General features: G+C 69.5%; 18 protein-coding genes and 2 pseudogenes. 11 read left to right on the top strand and 9 right to left on the bottom strand.

Translation table 11 applies throughout. The annotated features are described in order from the left end of the window. Together ACH107_RS21360 and ACH107_RS21355 are read right to left on the bottom strand one after the other, a co-directional pair. A pseudogene (locus ACH107_RS21360) lies at nucleotides 1-97 on the bottom strand (citrate/2-methylcitrate synthase); the annotation flags it as partial. A gap of 52 nt (nucleotides 98-149) precedes the next feature. Next, nucleotides 150-605 carry an Lrp/AsnC family transcriptional regulator gene (locus tag ACH107_RS21355; RefSeq protein ID WP_310689899.1) on the bottom strand — a complete coding sequence of 152 codons (456 nt, stop codon included), beginning with the start codon at nucleotides 603-605 and terminating at the stop codon, nucleotides 150-152. Between the two features lie 139 nt (nucleotides 606-744). Here ACH107_RS21355 and ilvC point away from each other — a divergent pair, with 139 nt between their 5' ends. Further along, nucleotides 745-1,767 carry a ketol-acid reductoisomerase gene (ilvC, locus tag ACH107_RS21350; protein WP_412507518.1) on the top strand — a complete coding sequence of 341 codons (1,023 nt, stop codon included), beginning with the start codon at nucleotides 745-747 and terminating at the stop codon, nucleotides 1,765-1,767. 111 nt (nucleotides 1,768-1,878) lie between these two features. Next, nucleotides 1,879-2,781 (top strand): DMT family transporter, encoded by a 903-nt coding sequence (locus ACH107_RS21345; protein WP_310689901.1) that lies wholly within the window; start codon nucleotides 1,879-1,881, stop codon nucleotides 2,779-2,781. A gap of 63 nt (nucleotides 2,782-2,844) precedes the next feature. Here ACH107_RS21345 and ACH107_RS21340 read toward each other — a convergent pair whose 3' ends face one another. The 3 genes from ACH107_RS21340 to ACH107_RS21330 form a co-directional block, all read right to left on the bottom strand. Beyond that, nucleotides 2,845-3,762, bottom strand: coding sequence for a pirin family protein (locus tag ACH107_RS21340; protein ID WP_412507517.1), 918 nt, complete (start codon nucleotides 3,760-3,762; stop codon nucleotides 2,845-2,847). Between the two features lie 98 nt (nucleotides 3,763-3,860). Beyond that, entirely contained in the window at nucleotides 3,861-5,120 is a 1,260-nt protein-coding gene (locus tag ACH107_RS21335) for a 3-deoxy-D-manno-octulosonic acid transferase (RefSeq protein ID WP_310702584.1), read from the bottom strand. Between the two features lie 18 nt (nucleotides 5,121-5,138). Beyond that, nucleotides 5,139-6,035 carry a lysophospholipid acyltransferase family protein gene (locus ACH107_RS21330; protein ID WP_310689904.1) on the bottom strand — a complete coding sequence of 299 codons (897 nt, stop codon included), beginning with the start codon at nucleotides 6,033-6,035 and terminating at the stop codon, nucleotides 5,139-5,141. A gap of 128 nt (nucleotides 6,036-6,163) precedes the next feature. Between ACH107_RS21330 and ACH107_RS21325 the strand changes: the two genes are divergently transcribed. Beyond that, a complete protein-coding gene (locus ACH107_RS21325) occupies nucleotides 6,164-6,817 on the top strand; it encodes a tyrosine-protein phosphatase (protein ID WP_310689905.1) in 654 nt (217 codons plus the stop codon). Between the two features lie 235 nt (nucleotides 6,818-7,052). Here ACH107_RS21325 and ACH107_RS21320 read toward each other — a convergent pair whose 3' ends face one another. From ACH107_RS21320 to ACH107_RS21310, 3 genes are read right to left on the bottom strand one after another with little or no spacing between them, the layout of a single operon-like run. After that, on the bottom strand, nucleotides 7,053-8,024 hold the full coding sequence (locus ACH107_RS21320) for an ABC transporter permease (RefSeq protein ID WP_310702585.1): 972 nt from the start codon (nucleotides 8,022-8,024) through the stop codon (nucleotides 7,053-7,055). Continuing rightward, nucleotides 8,021-9,541 carry a sugar ABC transporter ATP-binding protein gene (locus tag ACH107_RS21315; protein WP_412507516.1) on the bottom strand — a complete coding sequence of 507 codons (1,521 nt, stop codon included), beginning with the start codon at nucleotides 9,539-9,541 and terminating at the stop codon, nucleotides 8,021-8,023. The genes ACH107_RS21320 and ACH107_RS21315 overlap by 4 nt, the downstream gene beginning before the upstream one ends. A gap of 45 nt (nucleotides 9,542-9,586) precedes the next feature. Continuing rightward, complete coding sequence (locus ACH107_RS21310) at nucleotides 9,587-10,498, bottom strand: substrate-binding domain-containing protein (RefSeq protein ID WP_310689908.1); 912 nt, start codon at nucleotides 10,496-10,498, stop codon at nucleotides 9,587-9,589. Between the two features lie 93 nt (nucleotides 10,499-10,591). Between ACH107_RS21310 and ACH107_RS21305 the strand changes: the two genes are divergently transcribed. From ACH107_RS21305 to ACH107_RS21270, 8 genes are all read left to right on the top strand, one after another. Continuing rightward, a complete protein-coding gene (locus ACH107_RS21305) occupies nucleotides 10,592-12,079 on the top strand; it encodes a xylulokinase (protein ID WP_412507515.1) in 1,488 nt (495 codons plus the stop codon). 204 nt (nucleotides 12,080-12,283) lie between these two features. After that, complete coding sequence (locus ACH107_RS21300) at nucleotides 12,284-12,499, top strand: DUF1127 domain-containing protein (protein ID WP_412507514.1); 216 nt, start codon at nucleotides 12,284-12,286, stop codon at nucleotides 12,497-12,499. 332 nt (nucleotides 12,500-12,831) lie between these two features. Next, the gene (locus ACH107_RS21295) at nucleotides 12,832-13,215 is read left to right on the top strand and encodes a dihydroneopterin aldolase (protein WP_412507513.1); all 384 of its coding nucleotides are present in this window, start codon (nucleotides 12,832-12,834) and stop codon (nucleotides 13,213-13,215) included. 63 nt (nucleotides 13,216-13,278) lie between these two features. After that, nucleotides 13,279-14,496, top strand: coding sequence for an FAD-binding domain-containing protein (locus ACH107_RS21290; RefSeq protein ID WP_412507512.1), 1,218 nt, complete (start codon nucleotides 13,279-13,281; stop codon nucleotides 14,494-14,496). Beyond that, nucleotides 14,493-15,437: an NAD(P)/FAD-dependent oxidoreductase gene (locus tag ACH107_RS21285; RefSeq protein ID WP_412507511.1), complete on the top strand. Its 945-nt coding sequence runs from the start codon at nucleotides 14,493-14,495 to the stop codon at nucleotides 15,435-15,437. The genes ACH107_RS21290 and ACH107_RS21285 overlap by 4 nt, the downstream gene beginning before the upstream one ends. Next, nucleotides 15,430-16,254, top strand: a complete 825-nt coding sequence (locus tag ACH107_RS21280) for a methyltransferase family protein (RefSeq protein ID WP_412507510.1) — start codon at nucleotides 15,430-15,432, stop codon at nucleotides 16,252-16,254. The genes ACH107_RS21285 and ACH107_RS21280 overlap by 8 nt, the downstream gene beginning before the upstream one ends. Then, entirely contained in the window at nucleotides 16,229-16,933 is a 705-nt protein-coding gene (gene ubiG, locus ACH107_RS21275; RefSeq protein ID WP_412507509.1) for a bifunctional 2-polyprenyl-6-hydroxyphenol methylase/3-demethylubiquinol 3-O-methyltransferase UbiG, read from the top strand. The genes ACH107_RS21280 and ubiG overlap by 26 nt, the downstream gene beginning before the upstream one ends. After that, nucleotides 16,930-17,334: a DUF4149 domain-containing protein gene (locus tag ACH107_RS21270; protein WP_412507508.1), complete on the top strand. Its 405-nt coding sequence runs from the start codon at nucleotides 16,930-16,932 to the stop codon at nucleotides 17,332-17,334. The genes ubiG and ACH107_RS21270 overlap by 4 nt, the downstream gene beginning before the upstream one ends. Nucleotides 17,335-17,528: 194 nt before the next feature. On the opposite strand, the pseudogene ACH107_RS21265 reads toward ACH107_RS21270, so the two are convergent. After that, a pseudogene (locus ACH107_RS21265) lies at nucleotides 17,529-17,754 on the bottom strand (tetratricopeptide repeat-containing protein); the annotation flags it as partial.

Below are 17,754 nucleotides of genomic sequence, written 5' to 3'. Positions count from 1 at the left end.
CTATGCCGGCGGCGACGCAGGCAAAGGGATTGGCACCCGAGCTTGACGCCAGCCGCACCGTCGAGGTCGAGGCGTTCTGTTCGTGATCGGCATGCATGCGTCGCGGGCCATCTCGCGCAGCAGGGCGCGGTCGGTGGCGTCCAGTTCCGTCATAGCGGCAGGCTCTCGTCGTCCTTGAGGGTCGCGACGGTCATCAAGGCCTCCAGCTCGGCGATATGGGGCAGGGCGAGGATGCGCGCGCGGTAAAGCTGCTGGTAGTGCGCCATGTCCCGCGCGATCACCGAGAGTCGCACATCGACCCGGCCAAGGAAGGTCTGGATCTCGACCACCTCGGGGATGTCGCGCGCGGCGACGATGAAGGCGTCGAAGGCATTGGCCTGCGTCTTTTCGAGGGTAAAGCGCAGGCTGACCGCCACCGCGTAACCCAGGGCCGTCCAGTCGATCTGCGCGCGCCGCCCCCGCAGGACGCCACGGTCCTCCAGCCGGGCCAGCCGCCGCGTGGCGCGCAGGGCCGTGACCCCGGCCCGGTCGGCCAGGTCCGCGGCGCTCAGGGCCGGATCGGCCTGCAACTGGCGCAAGAGGCGGCGGTCCAGATCGTCGAGCATGAAAACATGGATAATTCAGCGTACCGTGAATGACAACTTCATCTTGGCAAATAAACTCATGGAAACCCCTCTCGCCATCCGCGCCCGGCGGCGGCATAAAGGGGTCCGAGACAAGCAAGCCAACAGAAAGGACCGCCCCATGCGCGTCTATTACGATCGCGATTGCGACGTGAACCTCATCAAGGACAAGAAGGTCGCCATCCTCGGCTATGGCTCGCAGGGCCATGCCCATGCGCTGAACCTGCGCGACAGCGGCGCCAAGAACGTCGCCGTCGCCCTGCGCGAGGGATCGGCCTCGGCCGCCAAGGCCCAAGGCGAGGGTCTGCAGGTCATGGGCATCAGCGAGGCCGCCGCCTGGTGCGACCTGATGATGTTCACCATGCCCGACGAGCTTCAGGCCGAGACCTGGCGCAAGCATGTCCGCGATCACCTCAAGCCCGGTGCGGCCATCGCCTTCGCCCACGGCCTGAACGTGCATTTCGGCTTGATCGAAGCGCCCGAGGGTGTCGATGTGATCATGATGGCCCCCAAGGGCCCCGGCCACACCGTGCGCGGCGAATACGTAAAGGGCGGCGGCGTGCCCTGCCTGGTGGCCGTGGACCAGGACGCCACAGGCAAGGCCATGGAGATCGGCCTGTCCTATTGCTCGGCCATCGGCGGCGGGCGCTCGGGCATCATCGAGACCAACTTCCGGCAGGAGTGCGAGACCGATCTCTTCGGCGAACAGGCCGTGCTCTGCGGTGGCCTTGTTGAGCTGATCCGCATGGGCTTCGAGACCCTGGTCGAGGCCGGCTACGAACCCGAAATGGCCTATTTCGAGTGCCTGCATGAGGTCAAATTGATCGTCGACCTGATCTACGAGGGCGGCATCGCCAACATGAACTACTCGATCTCGAACACCGCCGAGTATGGCGAATACGTCTCTGGCCCGCGCATCCTGCCCTACGAGGAAACCAAGAAGCGCATGAAGGAGGTGCTGACCGAAATTCAGAATGGCAGCTTTGTGCGCGATTTCATGCAGGAAAATGCCGTCGGCCAGCCCATGTTCAAGGCGACCCGCCGTCTCAACGACGAACACCAGATCGAACAGGTGGGCGAGAAGCTGCGCGCCATGATGCCCTGGATTTCGGCCGGCAAACTGGTGGACAAGGCCAAGAACTGAGGCGACGGAAATTCCAGAATTTCCGTGAAGTGACCGAATTTCTGGAAATTCGGTCCCGGTCCCGCAGGTGCAGGCTTGCGGGACCGTTTCGTTTCGGATCAGGAGGCCCGCATGACATCGCAACCGACACTGTCCAACTGGCTTTCCGTCAGTGCCCTTGGCCTGATCTGGGGTGGCACCTTCATGGTCGTGGCCATCGCGCTGCAGGGCTACGGCCCCCTGACCGTCGCCTGTGCCCGCACCACGCTGGGGGCGGTCTCGCTGCTGACCGTGCTGAAGATTCTCGGGCGGCCCTGGCCCGCGGGCCGTACCGTCTGGACCTACCTCGCGGTGATCGGGCCGCTGAACACCGCGCTGCCCTTCTTTCTGCTCAGCTGGGGCCAGCAACACGTGCCCTCGGCCTTTGCCGGGCTGGCCATGACGGCGGTACCGCTTTTCGTGCTGCCCCTCGCGCATTTGGTCAGCGACGAGAAACTGGCCCTGCGCAAGACGCTTGGCGTGCTCCTGGGGTTCATCGGCGCGGCGGTCCTGCTGGGGCCGGGGGCGCTGCGGCTGGGGCAGGGGGTCGTGCCGCTGGCGCAGCTCGCCTGCCTCGGCGCGGCGCTGTCCTATGCCGTGGCCTCGGTGCTGACCCGGCGCTGCCCGCCGGTGGATTCCATCGCCATGGCGGCGATCACCCTGGCCGTGGGCGCGGTCTGCCTGATCCCGGCGATGCTGCTGGTCGAAGGGCTGCCGGTGTGGCAGCCCGGAGCGCCGGGGCTGGCGATCCTCTTTCTGGGGCTTGTGCCCACGGCCCTCGCGGCGCTTTTGCGGGTCACGGTGGTGCGCAGCGCCGGGTCGGTCTTCATGACCTTGGTCAACTATCAGGTGCCGGTCTGGTCCATGGTCTTCGGCGCGCTGGTGCTGAACGAGGCCCTGCCGGGCCGGTTCTTCCTCGCGCTTGTCCTGATAGTGGCCGGTCTCGCAATCAGCCAGTGGCGCAACCAGTGGAGAGCCTTCGTCCCGCGGGGATAAGGCCGGGCACCGCGCAGGACCGCCGGCCGCCGTCGGCCCCGCAAAGCCCCAAGCTGACGCGGCTCAGCCCGTCTCGGTTGGTCTGATGAAGGTGCCGTTGCGCAGATCACGGACGGCCTGCTGAATCTCGTCGCGGGTGTTCATCACGATCGGCCCGTGCCAGGCCACCGGTTCCTGGATCGGCGCGCCCGAGATCAGCAGGAAGCGCACGCCATCTTCACCCGCCTGCACCGTGACCTCGTCGCCGGTGCCGAACCGGACCAGCGTGCGGTCGCCGGACATGTCGCGGATGTTGACCTCTTCGCCCATGACCTCTTTTTCCAGCAGCACACCCGCCGGGGTGCTGGCATCGGCAAAGGCCGCCTGTCCGGCAAAGACATAGGCAAAGGCCCGGCGGTAGGTGTCGATCCGAAAGGTCTTCTTCACCCCCGGCGGGACCGAGACATCGAGGTATTGCGGATCAGCGGCGATGCCGTCCACTGGGCCCGTCTTGCCCCAGAACTCGCCCACGATCACACGCACCACCGTGCCGTCGTCGTCGATCACCTCGGGGATTTCGCCGGCCTGCACGTCCTGGTAGCGGGGCGCGGTCATTTTCTGCGCCGAGGGCAGGTTGCCCCAGAGCTGGAAACCGTGCATCTGGCCGGCGGCGTTGCCCTTGGGCATTTCCTGGTGCAGGATGCCCGACCCGGCGGTCATCCACTGTACATCGCCCGCGCCCAGCGTGCCGGTGTTGCCCAGGCTGTCGCCATGTTCCACCGTGCCATTGAGCACATAGGTGATGGTCTCGATGCCGCGGTGCGGGTGCCAGGGGAAGCCGCTCAGGTAGTGCTCGGGCCGCTCGTTGCGGAAATCGTCGAATAGCAGAAAGGGGTCAAGTTCCGAGGGGTCCTGAAAGCCGAAGGCGCGGTGCAGGTGTACACCGCCCCCTTCCATGGTGGGTGTGGCCTTGCGGGTTTCCAGGGTGGGACGGATGGACATGGGGGCCTCCTGTATGTGGGTCTTGCCGTGATGTAGGGTCGGCAACGCCCGGCGCTCAAGCCGCACCGCCCAACCGCCCCTGTGCAGGGGCGCACAGATCAATAGGCCAACTGTTCCAGAATGGCCTGAAGCGCAGCCTCGGTCGCGCCCTGCGCCCGGCGCACGACCCCGGACGCGGCCCGTGCCAGGCCCGCCTGCCCGCCCGCCTGCAAGCGTTGAACGGCGGCGGCCAGGTCCTCGGCCCCCGTCACGGACAGTGCACCGCCCTCGGCATCCAGCGCGGTGTAGATCTCGGCGAAATTGTCCACGTGGGGGCCGTGCAGGATCGCCGTGTCCAGTTGTGCGGGCTCATAGGGGTTATGCCCACCGACCCGCGCAAGCGAGCCACCGACAAAGGCGATCGGGGCCAGGCGGAACCAGAGCCCCATCTCGCCCATGGTATCGGCCAGGTAGACATCCGTCTGCCCATCCGGGACCTCGCCGCGGCTGCGCCGGGCTACGGTCAGCCTGGCCTCATGGATCAGGGCGGTGATTTCGGCGGCCCTCTCGGCATGGCGCGGGGCCAGGATCAGCAAACCGCCCACCTTTGCATGGGCGGCCAGAACCGCAGCCTCTTCGCCGGCATGGGTGGAGGCGGCGCACCAGACCGGTCGGTCGCCGATCTGCGCCCGCAGGCGGGCCAGCGCCTCGGGGTCATGCGGCAGCGCCGGCCGGTCCTGCTTGAGCGCGCCGGTCAGGCGCACCCGGTCGCCGTTCACGCCCACCCCCTGCAGCGCGTCCAGGGTCGTCTCTTCCTGCACGTGGATCTGGCGAAAGGGCGCGAGCACCGACCGCGCCGTCCCGGCGACGCGCCGCCAGCGCACCGCCGTCCGGGCCGAGACCCGCGCGTTGAGCAGCAGCATCGGCACATCCCGCCGCGCCACCTCGTAAAGCATCCGCGGCCAGAGTTCGCTTTCGACCCAGACCGCGACATTGGGCTGCCAGTGGCGCAGGAACCGGCGGCAGGCGGCCTTGGTGTCATAGGGGGCGACCTGGTGAAAGGCGCGCGGCGGCAGGTCGCGCGCCAGCATCGCGGCAGAACTCCGCGTGGTCGAGGTCACCATGACCTGCACATCGGGCACGGTATCCAGAAGCCGCCCGATCAGCGGCAGGATCGACTGGGTCTCGCCGACGCTGGCGGCGTGGAACCAGACCAGACGGCCCTCGGGCCGCTCGCGGGGGCTGCGTCCCCAGCGTTCGCCCAGCCGGTCGGGGTCCTCCTTGCCAAGGGCCAGCGCCCGGCGCTGCCAAAGCGCGAAGACCGGGCCGGTGAAGCGGCTGGCGGCCAGGTAGACCGCATGCGGGATCGAGAATGCCATGGCCTTGCCCCCCTTGTTTCAGGCTGTGCCCGCGCGGGACTTGCGCCGCCGCGTCTTCCAGCGCCGGTGCGTCCAGATCCACTGGCCCATGTGCGCGCGCACCCGCGCCTCGAGGCTGTCGTTGAGCGCCTGGGTCATGGTCAGCGCGTCGCTGTGCGGGATCGGGGCCTCTGTGATCAGGTCGAAGTGCAGGCCATCGGGCCTGCGCAAGCCGTAGAACGGCACCAGCAGCGCGTCATACTTCAGCGCCAGGTCGGCGGCGGAGGTCGCGGTCATGGCCGGTTTGCCGAAAAAGCGCAATTCGGTCCCGCGGTCCATGTGCTGATCATGCAGCACCCCCAGCACCCCTCCGGCGCGCAGGTGACGCACCATGCCGGCCATGCCGGCCCGTCCCCGCGCGAATAGCATCCCGCCGCCCCGTTCCATGACAGCCCGGTAGCGCCTGTCGAAGGGCCGGTTGTTGAACGGCCGGTACAGCGAGCCGACATCGAACCCGCGCTGCAAGAGTGCGCGGCGATAGGCGTCGTAATTGCCGATATGGCCCGAGGCGATGATGACGGGGCGGCCGGCCGCGCGGGCCTCCTCCAGCGCGGCGACCCCCTCGCCCCCGAAAGAGGCGGCGCGCGCCATGCGGTCCAACCCCTCGGGCGAGAACTCCTCGATGAAAAGCCGCCCGATCGTGTCGGGCACCGCCCGCTCCAGCGCCGCGACCTCGGCGGCCGGCAGATCAGGTAGGACATGGGCCAGGTTCTCGCGCACCCGCGCGCGCAGGCCCAGCGGCCCCGACAGGCCGACCATGGCGCGGCCCGCCAACCGCACCCGCGCGCCATAGGGCAGCCCGCGCAACAGGCCCAGCCCGGCGGCAAGCCCCGCGTCTTCCAGCCTCTCGCCCATGGTGACCGGCGCCTCCGCCATGCCCGCCCTCCTGATCGTCGGACCCTGCCATAGCACCAAGCCCGGGCGGCGGGAACACCCCGCCGGGCGCGCTTGTCCCGGCCCGCGCTTCGGGCTATCACCCACACAGTGACCAAACCGGGGCCTTGATGACACCGCCTGGACAGAAACTGCGCCGCTGGCGCCAGGGCCTGCGCCCCCGGGCCATTGCCAATGCCGCCGACCGCCGGCGGGCGCAGCGCTACGTGCGCTGGCTCGATCACGGCATTCTGCGCAATCTCTGGCACAACCAGTCCGAGTTCGCCCCCGGCGCCTGGCGGTCCAACTACCCTGACGCGCCTCGAATCGCGCGCCTGGCGCAAATGGGCATCCGCAGCATCATCACCCTGCGCGGGGCGGGTCCGTCGCCCTTCTACCTGCTGGAACAGGAATCTTGCGCGCGCCACGGTATCGCACTGCACGCGGTCGCGCTCAGGTCGCGCGCTGCCCCGCACAAGGACGCCATGCAGGCGATGATCGCGCTGTTTCGACGGGTCGAGCGCCCGCTGCTGATCCACTGCAAGTCGGGGGCCGACCGCGCGGGACTGGCCAGCGCCATCTACCTAATGGTGATCGAGGGCGCGCCGCTGGACCGCGCGCGCCGCATGCTCTCGGCGCGCTACATCCACTTCCGCTGGACCCGGACCGGCGTGCTGGACATGCTGCTGGACGACTTCGCCGCCTCCGACGCACCTGACTTCGAGACCTGGCTGGACCGCGACTATGACGCCGACGCCTTACAGGCGCGGTTCGAGCGGCGCTAGCGTGCGCCAGCTTTGAGGGGGGCTCGAATCGTGTTCCGCTTGCGTCACCAGTGCGAAACCGGGGCAGCTAATGGCCCGGCACCCTGTGATGGTCGGGCAGTATCCCATGATCGGACAATTGGTGTCGGGCAAGCCCTCGGGGCGGCCGCGCTCCGGCGCTTGACAAGCGGGGAAAAGACGCAGGGGCTTCGCACTCGGCCTGGACGTCGGGCCGGGTGGCGATCAGCGGCCCGCCTTACCGTCTGACGAGCCCGTCCCGGCCAAGCGCGCTCAGCCCCACGGCGATCAGGATGATCGTCCCGACCAGGACTTCGCGCACGTAGCTGTCGACACGCATCTGCGTCAGCCCGTTGTCGAGCACCCCCAGCACCACAACGCCCGCGAGCGTCGCCAGGACCCTTGGCTGCCCGTCGCGGGTGAGGGTCATGCCCAGAAAGACCGCCGCGATGGCCGTCAGCATCAGGCCGTCGCCCTGTGTCGGGTTGGCCGAGGCGACCCGGCTTGCATACATCAACCCCGCCAGCGCGGCCCCGACCCCGGTGAAGGCGAAGGCGGTCAGGCGCAGCGGGCGGACCGGAACACCGGCCAGCCGGGCCGCCTCGCGGTTGCCGCCGATGGCATAGAGGCGGCGGCCATAGGTCGTCTGTTCAAGCACCACCCAGACGACAAGCACCACCAGGGCGGCCACGATCACCAGGTTCGGCAGCACGAGCACGCGGTCATCCACGCCGGCCAGCGGTGGTCCGCCGCGCGCGAAATCGCCAAAGGCCGCGGGGATGTCGCGCCCGAAGATGGTCCGCCCGTCGCTGATCAGGAAGGCCAGGCCGCTGAAGACGGTCAGGGTCGCCAGGGTTCCGACAAAGGGCAGGATTCCCACGATACTGACGATGATCCCGTTGAACAGCCCGCCCGCCAGCCCCACGGCGAGGGCCGCGGCGACGGCCGCCGGGATCGACCAGTCCTGCACGAAAAGCGTGGCGGCGACGATGCCCGACAGCGAGGCCATGGAACCGACCGAGAGATCGAAGTCGCCCATGACCATCACCACGGTCATGGTGGCCGCGATGACAGCCAGCATGCTGATTTGCTGGCCAATGTTGAGCCAGTTGCGCAGGGTCAGGAAGGTCTCGGGCAGGCTTGCGGCAAAGAAGACCACCACCGCGATCATGCCGAAAAGCCCGCCGAACCGTCGGATCAGCCACATCATGCCACCTGTTCTGTCTTGTCGACGTGATAAAAGCGCGCCAGAAGCGCGGCCTCGCTCAGTCCCTCGGCACCGAGGGTCTCGGCCAGGCGCCCGTCTCGCATGACCGCGATGCGGTCGCAAAGCCCGATGATCTCGGGCAGGTCCGAAGAGGCCATGAGGATGGCGATGCCCTGGGCGCTCAGGCGGCGGATCAGGCGGTAGATCTCGAACCGGGCGCCGATGTCGACGCCGCGCGTGGGCTCGTCGAGCAGAAGAACCCGGGGGTTTCCGGCCAGCGCCCGCGCGAAAAGCACCTTCTGTTGATTGCCACCCGAAAGCTCGCGACAACTCTGGTCGACCGAGGCCGCCTTGAGTGTCACGGCCTGCCCCAGCTCCCGGGCCAGCCGGCGCTGTCGGCCATGGTTCAGAAACAGCCGCGCCCGGGCCAGCGCGCCCAGATGCGGCAGCACGACGTTTTCCGAGATCGACCGGCCCAGCATCAGACCCTGCGACCGGCGCTCGCGCGGGACATAGGCGATGCCGTGACGCCAGGCCTCGGCGGGGGACCCCCCGACCGGCACAGCGTCGGCCGTGACGGTGCCCGCCTCCGCGGGGATCGCGCCGACGATGGCCTGCAGCAGCGTGCCGCGCCCGGAGCCGGCCACCCCGGCCACGCCCATGATTTCCCCGGCCCGCACCGAAAGGTCCGCCGAGACTACCCGCCCGGCCCGCAGGCCCGCGACGCATAGCACCTCGGGGCCGGGGGTCTGGTCCATTTGCCGGTCCGGGAACAGGCCGCTGATATCCCGGCCCGTCATTTCCTCGATGATGGTCTGCTGGCTGGTCTCGGACAGCGGCCGCGTCGAGACCCTGCGGCCGTCGCGCAGCACGGTCACGCGGTCGGCGAGCTGCAGAACCTCGGGCATGCGGTGCGAGACATAGAGAATGCCCGCGCCCTGCCGGATCAGGTCGCCGATGACATCGAACAGGCGCTCGGATTCCTCGGATGTGAGCGCGGCCGTGGGTTCGTCCATGACGTAAAGCCAGGGCGCGCGCGGGCCGTCCCCGATCAGTGTTGCCGCGATGCGCACAAGCATCTGGTCCCCGGGGCCAAGGTCCGACATCGGCCGGGCCGGGTCGAGCCTGCCAAGGCCCAGCCGCCCCAGCGCCTGCGCCGCGGCGGTGTTCAGCGCGCGCCAGTCCACCAGGCCCAGCCGCCGCGGGTAAGGGTGGTCGAGGTGCATGTTTTCCGCGATCGACAGGCCCGGCACGGCGTGCAGTTCTTGATGGATGAAGCGCAGGCCGGCCGCCCGCACCGACGCCGGGCTGGCCGGGGGCAGCTCCGTACCGTCCAGCACCAGCCGCCCGGTGTCCGGCCGATCCAGCCCGGCAAGGATACGGATCAGCGTGGACTTGCCGGCGCCGTTTTCGCCCATGAGCGCGTGCACCTCGCCCGATCCAAGCGTGAGGCTCACATCGTCAAGGGCCTGCACGGCGCCGAAGCGCCGCCCGATATGGCTGAGATTGAATTGGGTCATGACACCGGGCGGGGCCCTCCGGGGGGGGGGCGCGCCCCCTGGTCCCTAGTCCGCGTTCGCGGCGGTGATAAGTTGCGTGGGCACGTAGATCACGCGCCGGACCAGCTCTTCGCCCGCCAGCAGACGCGCGACCGTGTCGGCGGCGGTCTGGCCGATGCCCTCGAAATCCTGTGCGACCGAGGCCTCGAAACTGCCGCCCGCGGCGATGGCCTCGCGGGCCTGCGGGTTGGCGTCGATCCCGGTGATCACGATCCCCTCGTCGTCGCGTCCCGCGGCCTCGATGGCCTGCAGGGCCCCCAGGGCGGGCTGGTCCCAGGCCGCCCAGACCGCGGCAATGCTGCCCGGCTCGGGATTGGCGCCCAGGATCGCCTCCATCTGGGCACGGCTGTCCGCGATGCCGCCATCGCTCACATCCGGGGTGATCCGGTCCAGAACCTCGATGTCTGGGAAGTTGCCGAACACCGCATCCGCGACGACGCCGCGCACCTGCACCGGCGGGAAGGGGTCGAAGGTGAACATCACGACGCCGCCTTCGCCGCCGATCCGGTTGGCGACGTAGACGGATGTTTCGGCCGCCATGGCATAGCCGTTCGAGGTGACATTGGCCGCCACGAGAGGGTCGCTGCCCGCATCCATGCCCACCACAGGGACGCCCGCCTCGGCGGCCGTCTGCAGGCCCGCGCCCACCTGGGCGGGATCGACGTTGATGACGATGGCATCGACGCCCTGGGTCACCACGTCTTCCATCCGGCTGATCACGGCGGCCACATCCCCGGCGGTGTCGATGACATTGAGATCCCATCCGGCCTCTTCGGCGCGGGCGGTGAAGCCATCCACGTAGAACTGCGTTCCCGGCTGCGCGAGATAGGGCGTGATGACAGCGACGTCCTGGGCCAGGGTCGGTGCGCCAAGGCCCATGGCCATGCTCAGGCCGATCAGTGTGGAACGGAATGTCATGCGGTGTCTCTCCCTGTGGTGTTGACCTACTGCTCGGCGTATCTTGCGGACGGACCGCTTGGATGTCCATAGACACTGACGACAGGAGGGGCCGTGACCGTCTCGCAATCAGATCCCGTGCTCATCGGGCTCGACATCGGCACCAGTTCGGTCAAGGGGCTGATGACCGCGCCGGGCGGAGCGTGCCTTGCCGCCTATTCCGCCCCGTGCCAGACCACCCATCCAGCGGCGGGCGGGGCCGAACAGGACCCCGCCGACTGGATGCGCCACGTCGCGGCGGCGCTGGCGCGGTTCGCCGCCCATCCCCGGGCCGCGCAGGTCGCGGCCATCGGGGTGACCTCGCAAGTCAACAGTCATGTCTTCTGCGATGCCCGGGGGCGTCCCTTGCGCCCGGCGATCACATGGCAGGACACCCGCGCCGCCGCCCAGGCGGCACGTCTGGACGCGGCTCTGACGCCGGAGGCAAAGATCGCGGCCCTCGGCGCGCCGATCCCGATCGACGCCAGTCACGCCCTGTCGCGCATGGCCTGGCTGGCGCAGGTCGCGCCCGAGGTCTGGCAGAACACAGCCCATGTCCTGTTGCCCAAGGACTATGTGATCGCCGGGCTGACGGGCGAGATTGCAAGTGATCCGATCTCGGCCGTCGGCCTTGTCGGGCCGGACCTGGCCTATGCGGGCGCCATTCTGGACCTCTGGCCCGGGGCCTCGGCGGTACTGCCACGGCTGGCTGACCCGCTTGATATTGTCGGCCGGGTCGCCGCCGGGCATCCCTTCGCGGGCACGCCGGTGGCCCTGGGCACGATGGATGCCTGGGCCGGCATGTTCGGTCTGGGGGTCGCCACCGATGGGCAGGGCTTTTACCTGTCGGGCACGAGCGACGTTCTCGGGCTGATCTCGAGCCTTGGCACAGGGGCCGCGGGGATCGTCACCTTTCCCGAATGGCGCGGGCTGCGGCTGCACGCGGGGCCGACGCAATCGGGCGGGGCGTCGCTTGAGTGGCTGTCGCAGGTTGTCGGTCAGCAGGTCGATGCGCTGGCACGGCTGGCCGGGGCGGCCGAGGTCACGGCGCAGGGCCCGCTGTTCCTGCCGCATCTGCAGGGCGAACGCGCGCCACTCTGGGACAGCCGGTCGCGCGGGGCCTTCTGCGGCATGACAGGCGCGACCGGCCCGGGCGATCTTGTCGTCGCGGTCATGGAGGGCGTTGCCTTTTCGGCGCGCATGGCGCTCGAGGCGGTGGAGACCAGCGGCGCGCAAACCCTGCAGCGCCTGCGGTATGGCGGCGGGGGCGCGCGCTCCGATGCCTGGAGCCGAATTCGCGCGACGGCCCTCGGCCGCAGCCTTGACCGGGTGGCGTCCTCCGATGTCGGTGCGGTCGGCGCGACGGTGATGGCGGGCGCGGCCTCGGGCGCGATGGGCAACCTGTCGGATGCGACAGGCGCGCTGGTCTCGCTGGATCGGTCCTTTGACCCGGACCCCACAGAGGCAGCCCGGATGGAGGACCGATACGCGGCCTTTTGCGAACTCTACCGCGCGCTTGGCAACGTCAACGCGCTGATCGACCCGGTCCGTGACGACGGCTGATAGGCCGGCACGCGGCCGGACTCCTGGGCGCGGCAGGCTGCAATGGCCGAATATCCGTCCCTCTGGAGGGCGCGGGGGCTCCATGCATTTGCTGCATGGCGGCATTGCCCATTTGGCGGTTTTTGCAGGTGCAGCATGCGCCTAGATAGGGATCAAGCGACGCACAACGCGCCGAAACGAAACCGTAACCGAAAGAGACCCCTCATGGCACATATCACCGACATCCACGGTCACGGCCCCTCGCTGTCCGAGCGGGTGGCCATGCTGCGCGACGCCTTGGCCCACCGCGCCGCCAAGCGCAAGGCCTACCGCAAGACCTATGATGAACTGTCCCGCGTCAGCGACCGCGATCTTGCGGATATGGGCATCCATCGCTCCATGATCCCCGGCATCGCCCAGCAGGCGGCCGACGAGGTCTGACAAACACCGGAATCGGGGTCTCTCTCCTCCTCCCTGAGGCCCTGACACAGGTGGACCGCTCTCTCCTCCTCCCTGAGCGGGACACCGATCAGAAGACGCGGCGATGCCTCTCCTCCTCCCTGGCATCGCCGCTGTCTTTATTTGCTCTCCGGATACGACACCTCCGCGCCGATTCGGCCCGGAGGATCGACCGCCGCGGCCCCAACGCGGCAGGCGGTCTTCTGCGCCCTGCATCTTGTGCCGGGCGGCAAGTCAATATCCCCCGCGCGTGTCTTGGCCGCGCGCCGTGCCGGGCTATCTGAGCCCCGCAGCGAAAGCCAAGGATCACCAGCATGCCGCAGACCGCCAAGATCATCCTGACCGACCTGGCCTTGCCCGCCCGGATCGGCACCTATGGCCCCAGCGACACCGTGCCCGAGGCGCATCTGCTCGACCTGACCCTCTGGACCGATCCGGCGCTCGTTCTGGTCGCGGGCGACGGGATGGCGCATGTCTTCGACTATGACCCGCTGGTGGCCGAGATCGACCGGCTCGCCCGCGACGGGCATTATGCCACGCAAGAGTGGCTGATGACCCGCATCGCGCGCGCCTGCGCCGCCCATGCGCCGATCCGTATGCTTGACATGACCCTGCGCAAGCACCCGGTGCGCGCCGGCAGTGGGGCCCTTGGTGTGTCGCTGCATCTGGATGCCCAAGCCCTGGCCGGGCTGCGCTGAGGCCGCACCATATTGCCCCGGCGTGGCGCCGCGATAGATCGCGCCGCGAGAAGGAGACACGAGATGCCCCACACCGAGGCCACCCGCGCGGCAGGCCTGCAAATACTGGCCGATTTCACGCCGCGTATGGGACGGCGCTATGCCAACGGGCGCAACACGGATCGTGGGCCGGGGGCGCATCGGGATGTCTCGACGCTCTCGCCCTATCTGCGGCGCAGGCTGCTGACGGAACGCGAAACCATCGCCGCCGCGCTTGACGCGCACGGGCCGGAGGTGGCCGAGAAATTCGTGCAGGAGGTCATCTGGCGGGGCTATTTCAAGGGCTGGCTGGAATGCCGGCCGCAGGTCTGGGCCAGCTACCGCGACGGGCTGGCGCAGGACCTCGCCATCCTCGACACCGACCGCCGCTTGCGCCGTGACGTGACGCGCGCCCTGGCGGGCGAGACGGGGCTGGCCTGTTTCGACGCCTGGGCGCAGGAACTGTCCGAAACCGGGTATCTGCACAACCATGCACGGATGTGGTGTGCCTCGGTCTGGATATTCACGCTGGGGCTGCCCTGGCGGCTGGGGGCGGATGTCTTCTATCGTCATCTTCTGGACGGGGACCCGGCCTCGAACACACTGGGCTGGCGCTGGGTCGCCGGCCTGCACACCCGGGGCAAGCCCTACAAGGCGCAGGCCTGGAACATCGCGAAGTTCACCGATGGCCGCTTCGCCCCGCGCGACGCCGATCTTGCGCAGGACGTGCAGGGGCTGGAGCATTTGGAACCCGAGGGCCTGCCCGAGGTCCGTCCGCTGCGCGCGCCCGTGTCCCCCGATCACGCGGCCCCGACCGCCCTGCTGATCACCGAAGAGGACGGCCGCGTCGAGGATTTCGCCCCCAAGGCGCTGGATATCCGCGCCGCCGCGACGTTGACCGCCAGCCACCTGCGCTCGCCGCGCGCGGTGTCTGACAATGTGGCGGCGTTCGAGGTCATGGCGCTGGCCGATGCCGCCGCGCGCGCCGGGGTGGCGACGACGCAGATGCGCGCGGGCGTGCCCGCCGACCTCGCCCGCTGGGCCGACCGGGCGGGCGCACGCCAGATCGTGACGCCCTATGCGCCCGCAGGCCCGCTGCGCGACTGGCTGGATCAGGCCACCCCCGCGCTTCAAGACGCCGGCATCACCCTGACGGAGTGGCGCCGCGACTGGGACGCGGCCATCTGGCCGCACGCCACCGCCGGGTTCTTCAAGGTCAAGAAACAGATACCACGCATCCTGACCGAGGCCGGCTTGGCATGACCGGCGCGCTTGTCATCGGCGCCGGCATGACCGGTATCGCGTGCGCGCGCGCCCTGCACGCGGCCGATCACCCTGTGCGCGTGCTCGACAAGGGGCGCGGGATCGGCGGACGCATGGCAACGCGCCGCGCCGCGACCCAGGCGGGAGAGCTGCGTTTCGACCACGGGGCGCAATACGTGACCGCCCGCAGCCCCGATTTCGCCACGCTGCTGGCCGGGATGACCGAGGCCGCCGTCTGGCGCGACGGGGCGGCGCAGCCACACCATGTCGGCTTGCCGGGCATGTCAGGCCTGCCCCGCGCACTGGCCGCGGAACTGGACGTCATGCAAGCAACCGAGGTGACGGCGATCCGCCGCGCCGGTGCGGGCTGGCAGGTGACGGCGGGCGACACGGTTTTCAAGGCCGGGCGGGTGATCATAACCGTCCCCGCGCCGCAGGTCGCGCCACTGATCGGCGCCGGTCACCCGCTGATCCCCGCGCTGGCGCAGGTGCAGATGGCCCCCTGCATGACGCTGATGGCCGCCTTTCCTGACGGCTCGCCGGCGCCCTTCGTCAGCCGAAAACCATCCGACGGCGCGCTGACCTTCATCGCGCGGGACAACAGCAAGCCGGGCCGCCCGGCCGGGGCGGTAACATGGGTGGCGCAGGCCGGGCCGGACTGGTCCGCGGCCCATCTCGAAGAGGACAGGCAAACGATCGCCCGCCTGATGCTGCCGCTGCTTTGCGAGGCGGTTGGCGCGACCCCCGAGACGGCCCTGCACCTGGACGCCCATCGCTGGCGCCATGCCCGCGTGACCGCGCCGCTGGGCCGGCCCTTCCTGCGCGATGCCACCGGCACGCTGCACATCGGTGGCGACTGGTGCCTCGGCACGCGGGTCGAAGCCGCGTGGCAAAGCGGCACCGCCATCGCGCGCGACATCATCGGGACGGGCAATGCGTGACGACCCGCGGATCATGGGCCTCGCGCGCCTGATCAACGGCGCGCTGCATCCCTCGCCGGGCGCGGGGCGCAAGGCCTTGGCGCTGGCGATGGGCGCGCTGTGCCATGCGCTCTTTGCCGCCGCCGTGCTGGCGATGATCGTGGCCATGTTCTTCGGGCTGAGCCAGAGCTTCGGCACCGTGCCCGGGCCTTGGTCCGTGCTGGCCAACACGGCGCTGATCGTGCAGTTCCCGCTGGCCCATTCGCTTCTGCTGACCCGTCGCGGGGGCGCGCTTCTGGCGCGCCTCGTCCCCGGGCGGCACGGCGCGTCCCTCGCGACGACGACTTACGCGATCATCGCCTCGGCCCAGCTTCTGGCGCTTTTCACGCTCTGGACACCCTCGGGCATCGTCTGGTGGCGGGCCGAGGGCGCGACCTTCTGGGTGATCTGCACGGCCTACACCGCCGCGTGGCTGTTGCTCGTCAAGGCCAGCTTCGACGCGGGCGCCGAGGTGCAGTCGGGCGCGCTCGGCTGGATGTCGCTGCTGGCCGGGCGCAGACCCGTCTTTCCGGACATGCCCGTGCTGGGACTGTTCCGCGTGATCCGGCAACCCATCTACGTGGCCTTCGCCCTCACCCTCTGGGCCGTGCCCGTCTGGACACCGGATCAGCTGGCGCTGGCCGCCGGCTATACCGGCTACTGCCTGCTGGCCCCCCGCCTGAAGGAGCGGCGGTTTGCCACGCGCTATGGTGACCGCTTCGCACGCTACCGGGCGCGGGTGCCCTATGTCATTCCCGCAAGGAGTCCGCGCAATGCGCAACGACCTGACGATCTATGATGCCGTCGCCGACCGCTGGTGGTCGGACGAGATCCGCTGGGTGCGCACGCTCAGGAACCTCGTGCCAGGGCGGTTGTCATGGTTCGACCGCCATATCGACTGGCCGGGAAAGGACGTTCTTGATCTGGGCTGCGCAGGCGGGTTCATGGCCGAGGCGCTGGCCGACCGTGGCGCGCGCGTGACGGGAATCGACCCCGCCGGACAGGCCATCGCCGCCGCCCGCGCCCATGCCCGCGCGACGGGGCGGTCGATCGCCTATGACATCGGCGCGGGCGAAGCACTGCCCTACGCCGCGGCGGGGTTCGACGCGGTTGTCTGCGTCGACGTGCTGGAACATGTCAGCGACCTTGACCAAGTACTTCACGAGGTCGCGCGCGTGCTGCGCCCCGGCGGGCTGTTCCTGTTCGACACGATCAACCGCACCTCGCTGGCCCGGCTTGCCACGATCAATGTGGCCGAGGACCTTCTGCGCCTGCTGCCGCGCGGCACCCATGACCCGGCGCTTTACATCACGCCGGCCGAGTTGCGCGCGGCGATGACAGGGGCCGGGCTGACCCCCGGGGCCATGACCGGCCTCGGTCCGCGCGGGATCACCCGCCGGGGCGACCCGACCTTCGGTCGCCTGCCGCTGAAAACCATTCTCTACATGGGCATGGCCCAGAAACCGGAGTCCGCATGATTTCCGCCCTCGCCCTGCTTGCCACCGCGCTCCTTTTCGGGGGCATGGTTCTTTATTCCTTCGGCTTCGCAGCCTTTCTCTTCACGGCCCTGCCGGCCGAAACGGCGGGCCCCACGATCCGCCGCGCCTTTCCGCATTTCTATCTTTTCGTGATGGGCGGCGCGGCACTGGCGGCGCTGCTGCTGTGGCCGCGTGACCCGCTGGGCGCGGGCCTCATGGCCGCGGTGGCGCTGACCACCCTGCCCACGCGCCAGTTGCTGATGCCCGCGATCAACCGCGCGACGGACACGGGCGCGCAGGGTCGGTTCAAGTGGCTGCACGGGGCCTCGGTGCTGATCACGCTGGCGCATATCGCGCTCACCGGCTGGGTGCTGGTGCGGTTCCTGCCCGCCGGCGCCTGACCAGCGCGGCGCGCGCAAGGCGCACCGGTGTCACCGCGCCACACCGCGTCGGTTCACCCGCCGGGGATCAGCAAGCAGGCCGCCAGCACCTTGCGCGTGTCGTCATGGACGGTCGGCCGCTCCCCTTTCCAGCGCGAATGCAGCCGGTGCGCGGGCGCCCGGCCCCGGGCCATCGCCGCCAGCGACTCGGCCGTCTAGGCGGCGATCCGGCCCAGCCGCAGCCGCAAGTTGGCATGATAGGTGTCGCGGTGCCGCGCCTCCATCCGCAGGTGAAACAGCGAACTGCGCGCGCGCGGGGCGATCCGCATCGCGGCGATCGCCGCCTCGGCGTCACGCTCGAACCGGGCTTTCGCCCGGCCCATGCGGCGGCTCATGCGCGCCGCGGTGGGCTCTGTCATGGCAAGCGCGGCGTCGCTGCCC

The sequence above is a fragment of the Roseovarius halophilus (ex Wu et al. 2025) genome (genome assembly GCF_047086965.1).
This window is presented reverse-complemented; position numbering and strand designations above follow the sequence as displayed.

Bases quoted from the DNA above. Each gene is read 5' to 3' on its own strand.
- ACH107_RS21285 (WP_412507511.1), top strand. From the start codon at position 14,493: ATGACCGGCGCGCTTGTCATCGGCGCCGGCATGACCGGTATCGCGTGC.
- ACH107_RS21270 (WP_412507508.1), top strand. From the start codon at position 16,930: ATGATTTCCGCCCTCGCCCTGCTTGCCACCGCGCTCCTTTTCGGGGGC.
- ACH107_RS21295 (WP_412507513.1), top strand. From the start codon at position 12,832: ATGCCGCAGACCGCCAAGATCATCCTGACCGACCTGGCCTTGCCCGCC.
- ACH107_RS21315 (WP_412507516.1), bottom strand. From the start codon at position 9,541: ATGACCCAATTCAATCTCAGCCATATCGGGCGGCGCTTCGGCGCCGTG.
- ACH107_RS21335 (WP_310702584.1), bottom strand. From the start codon at position 5,120: ATGGCATTCTCGATCCCGCATGCGGTCTACCTGGCCGCCAGCCGCTTC.
- ACH107_RS21330 (WP_310689904.1), bottom strand. From the start codon at position 6,035: ATGGCGGAGGCGCCGGTCACCATGGGCGAGAGGCTGGAAGACGCGGGG.
- ilvC (WP_412507518.1), top strand. From the start codon at position 745: ATGCGCGTCTATTACGATCGCGATTGCGACGTGAACCTCATCAAGGAC.
- ACH107_RS21340 (WP_412507517.1), bottom strand. From the start codon at position 3,762: ATGTCCATCCGTCCCACCCTGGAAACCCGCAAGGCCACACCCACCATG.
- ACH107_RS21320 (WP_310702585.1), bottom strand. From the start codon at position 8,024: ATGATGTGGCTGATCCGACGGTTCGGCGGGCTTTTCGGCATGATCGCG.
- ACH107_RS21325 (WP_310689905.1), top strand. From the start codon at position 6,164: ATGACACCGCCTGGACAGAAACTGCGCCGCTGGCGCCAGGGCCTGCGC.
- ACH107_RS21355 (WP_310689899.1), bottom strand. From the start codon at position 605: ATGCTCGACGATCTGGACCGCCGCCTCTTGCGCCAGTTGCAGGCCGAT.
- ACH107_RS21300 (WP_412507514.1), top strand. From the start codon at position 12,284: ATGGCACATATCACCGACATCCACGGTCACGGCCCCTCGCTGTCCGAG.
- ACH107_RS21290 (WP_412507512.1), top strand. From the start codon at position 13,279: ATGCCCCACACCGAGGCCACCCGCGCGGCAGGCCTGCAAATACTGGCC.
- ACH107_RS21280 (WP_412507510.1), top strand. From the start codon at position 15,430: ATGCGTGACGACCCGCGGATCATGGGCCTCGCGCGCCTGATCAACGGC.
- ACH107_RS21345 (WP_310689901.1), top strand. From the start codon at position 1,879: ATGACATCGCAACCGACACTGTCCAACTGGCTTTCCGTCAGTGCCCTT.
- ubiG (WP_412507509.1), top strand. From the start codon at position 16,229: ATGCGCAACGACCTGACGATCTATGATGCCGTCGCCGACCGCTGGTGG.
- ACH107_RS21310 (WP_310689908.1), bottom strand. From the start codon at position 10,498: ATGACATTCCGTTCCACACTGATCGGCCTGAGCATGGCCATGGGCCTT.